Origin of the sequence: Cellulomonas sp. PS-H5, from assembly GCF_019265565.1 — a bacterium.
Lineage (GTDB): Bacteria > Actinomycetota > Actinomycetes > Actinomycetales > Cellulomonadaceae > Cellulomonas.
Window position 1 is genome coordinate 1 of sequence record NZ_JAHVCI010000124.1, and the last position, 2842, is coordinate 2842.

At 79.0% G+C, this 2842-nt stretch carries 3 protein-coding genes; all 3 read left to right on the plus strand.

What is annotated here, in order from left to right; all coding sequences use genetic code 11:
- The first annotated feature begins 86 nt into the window (after positions 1-86).
- From J5O08_RS20495 to J5O08_RS20505, 3 genes are read left to right on the plus strand one after another with little or no spacing between them, the layout of a single operon-like run.
- Complete coding sequence (locus J5O08_RS20495; RefSeq protein ID WP_218708759.1) at positions 87-1403, plus strand: FliI/YscN family ATPase; 1317 nt, start codon at positions 87-89, stop codon at positions 1401-1403.
- Positions 1400-1849, plus strand: a complete 450-nt coding sequence (locus J5O08_RS20500) for a flagellar FliJ family protein (protein ID WP_217617246.1) — start codon at positions 1400-1402, stop codon at positions 1847-1849. The genes J5O08_RS20495 and J5O08_RS20500 overlap by 4 nt, the downstream gene beginning before the upstream one ends.
- Positions 1846-2667 (plus strand): C40 family peptidase, encoded by an 822-nt coding sequence (locus J5O08_RS20505; RefSeq protein WP_218708758.1) that lies wholly within the window; start codon positions 1846-1848, stop codon positions 2665-2667. The genes J5O08_RS20500 and J5O08_RS20505 overlap by 4 nt, the downstream gene beginning before the upstream one ends.
- The last annotated feature ends 175 nt before the right edge of the window (positions 2668-2842 follow it).

Genomic DNA, 2842 nt, shown 5'->3' on the forward strand with positions numbered 1-2842 from the left:
CCGCCGTGCTGCCGACCCCGCGCGCCGGAGCCGCCGCGGGTCCGGCGTCCGCCGTCCCGTCGCTCGCCGAGCCCGCCGCCGCGCTGCTGCGCACCCCCGCGTGGGGCGCGGCGCTCGGCGCCGCCCGGCCCGAGCGCGTCGGCACCGTGCGCGGCGTCGTCGGCCTGACCGTCGAGGTCGCGGGCACCGGGGCGGCCGTGGGCGAGCTCGTGGCCATCGACCCGGGCGACGGCACCGAGGTGCCCGCCGAGGTCGTCGCGACCGGCCGCGGCTCCGCGCAGGCGATGCCGCTCGGCCCGACCCACGGTCTGCGCGCCGGGATGCCCGTGCGCCCGCGCGGCACCGCGCTGACCGCGCCGGTGGGCCCGGGCCTGCTCGGCCGGGTGCTCGACGGGCTCGGCCGGCCGATCGACGGCAAGGGACCGCTGCTGGGCGTCGGGGCCGCCGAGGTGACGGGGCACGCCCCGCACCCGCTGGCCCGCGCCCGCGTCGCCCAGCCGCTCGACCTCGGCGTGCGGGTGCTCGACACCCTGGTCACCGCCGGCCGCGGCCAGCGCCTCGGCCTGTTCGCGGGCTCCGGCGTCGGCAAGTCGTCCCTGCTGTCGATGATCGCCCGCGGCACCGACGCGCAGGTCTCCGTGATCGCCCTGGTCGGCGAGCGCGGGCGCGAGGTGCGCGAGTTCCTCGAGGACGACCTCGGCCCCGAGGGCCTGGCCCGGTCGGTCGTCGTCGTGGCGACCTCCGACGAGCCGCCGCTCGTCCGGCTGCGCTCCGCGTTCGTCGCGACCCGGATCGCCGAGTGGTTCCGCGACCGCGGCGACGACGTCGTGCTGATGATGGACTCCCTCACCCGCGTCGCCATGGCGCAGCGCGAGATCGGCCTGTCCGTCGGCGAGCCCCCGGCCACCCGCGGCTACCCGCCGAGCACGTTCGCGCTGCTCGCCCAGCTGCTGGAGCGCGCGGGCACCGGCGCGACCGGCTCGGTCACCGGCCTGTACACCGTGCTGGTGGACGGCGACGACCACAACGAGCCGATCGCCGACGCTGCGCGGTCCATCCTCGACGGCCACGTCGTGCTGGAGCGGTCGCTCGCGGTCGCCGGGCACTTCCCGTCCGTCGACGCGCTGGCGTCGATCTCGCGCGTCGCGTCCCGCGTGACCGGCCCGGACCAGAAGGCCGCCGCCACCCGGCTCCGCCGCGTGATGGCCGCGCGCCGCCAGGCCCAGGACCTGCTCGACGTCGGCGCGTACGTCGCCGGGTCGAACCCGCTGGTGGACGCCGCCGTCGCCCACGGCGCGGACATCGACGCCTTCCTGCGGCAGGGCATGGACGAGCGCGCGCCGTCGGCCGACTCGTGGGCGCGGCTCGCCGCGCTCGTCGCCGCGATGGGGGACCTGCCGTGAGCCGTGCCTTCCGCCTGGCCGGGCTGCTGCGCCTGCGGGCGCTCGCCGAGGAGCAGGCCGCCGCCCAGCGCGCGACCAGCGCCCGCGGCCGCGACGCCGCCGTGGCGCGCGCCGCCGCGACCGAGGCCGCGCTCGGCTCCGCCGTCTTCCCGCCCGGGGCCGACCCCCGGGGCGTGCAGGCCGTCGTCGCCAGCCGGCTCGCGCTGTCCGCGCTGCTGGTCGACCGGCGCGCCCAGGTCCTCGTCGCGCAGGACGAGGTCGACGCCGCCGACGCGGCGTGGTCCGCCGCGCGCACGCAGACGCGCACGCTCGAGAAGCTGCAGGAGAAGCACGAGACCGTCGTCCGCGCCGAGGAGCAGCGGGCCGAGCAGGTCGTGCTGGACGAGGTCGCCGGCCGGCGCCGCGCCGCGGTGCCCGCCGGGGCCGACGCGGAGGGGGACCGATGACCGGGGGAGTGGCGGCCGTGCAGGCCCGCATCGCGGAGATCCGGGCGTACGTGGAGCCGGCGGCGGTGGCGGTCGCGTCGACGTCGTCCGCGACGGCGTCCTCGGCGTCCTCCGCGACGTCGGTCTCCGGCTCCCTGACCGCCGGCACCGACTTCGCCGCCGCGCTCGCGCAGCTCACCGGCGCCGCCGGCGCGGACCTCGGCACCGTGCCCGCGAACGCGCTGTCCACGACGGTCACCGGCCAGGACCTGGTCGAGGCGGCGAAGAAGTACCTCGGCACGCCCTACGTCTGGGGCGGCGAGTCGCTCGCGGAGGGCGGCCTGGACTGCTCCGGGCTGGTGCTCCGGTCGCTCGCCGACCTCGGCATCACGTCGGGGGTGCCCCGGGTCGCCCGCGACCAGGCGACCCTCGGGCAGGAAGTCCCGTCGCTCGACCAGGCGCTCCCGGGTGACCTGATCGTGCTCAACGGCGGGAAGCACATCGGCATCTACGTCGGCGACGGGCAGATGATCGACGCCCCGAAGCCGGGCAAGTCGGTGACCATCCGCGACGTGTACGCCGAGCCGACCACGATCCGGCGGGTCCTGCCGCAGGCCGCCGCGACCCCGACGGCCGCCCCGGCGTCCGCCGCGCTGTCGTCCGCGCTCGCGAGCACCGCCGCCGGGCAGAACGCGCTGGCGCTGCTCACCGGCTCCGCCGGCTCGACCGCCGCGTCCGGCTCGCTCACCCAGGCGCTCGGCGCCCTCGGCTCCGGCTCGGCCGGCGCCGGCACCTCGACCTCGTCCCTGCTCACGTCCCTCTGGGGGGCCGCCTCGTGACCATCAGCACGCTTCCCGCCGCTCCGGCGCGCGCCGCCGGCGCCGCGTCGGCCGGCGCCGCCGGGCGCTCGGCGTCGACCGGGTTCGACGCCGTCCTGCAGGGCGCGCTCGCCGCCGGCCCGCAGGACCGGGCCGCGCAGCCGGACCGGTCGCCCGCCGACCGGCCCGCCGCCGA

Coding starts and splice junctions, on each gene's coding strand:
- J5O08_RS20505 (WP_218708758.1), top strand. CDS start 1,846: ATGACCGGGGGAGTGGCGGCCGTGCAGGCCCGCATCGCGGAGATCCGG.